The following is a 237-nucleotide window of genomic DNA, read 5'->3' as shown; positions in this document are numbered from 1 at the left end:
AGAAAGCGACGAGCTATTTGCTTCGCGAATTCGCCCGATGGACGGAATGTGGGTGACCACCCCAGACGGAACTGTTCATTCCCTGGTTTTGGGGCTGGTCTCTTTGGGCTTGGATGCGAAGGCGAATCTATTGGCGAACGAGTCAATGTTTACGTCTGGTCCTATCGCATATGGCTATGGAGCGTTCGCTGCTCTCGCAACCCATCGCCCTTCCACCATTACGCTGAAGATTGATGG

The 237-nt window shown here is 53.6% G+C and carries 1 pseudogene; it reads left to right on the top strand.

The annotated features are described in order from the left end of the window. Positions 1-52: 52 nt before the first annotated feature. Positions 53-237, top strand: a pseudogene (locus tag QP415_RS12910) (diacylglycerol/lipid kinase family protein); the annotation flags it as partial.

The organism is Pauljensenia sp. UMB3104 (genome assembly GCF_030217285.1).
In the GTDB taxonomy this organism is placed as follows: Bacteria; Actinomycetota; Actinomycetes; order Actinomycetales; family Actinomycetaceae; genus Pauljensenia.
The sequence above is the reverse complement of the archived record's forward strand: the minus strand, read 5'-3'. Positions and strand labels throughout refer to the sequence as shown.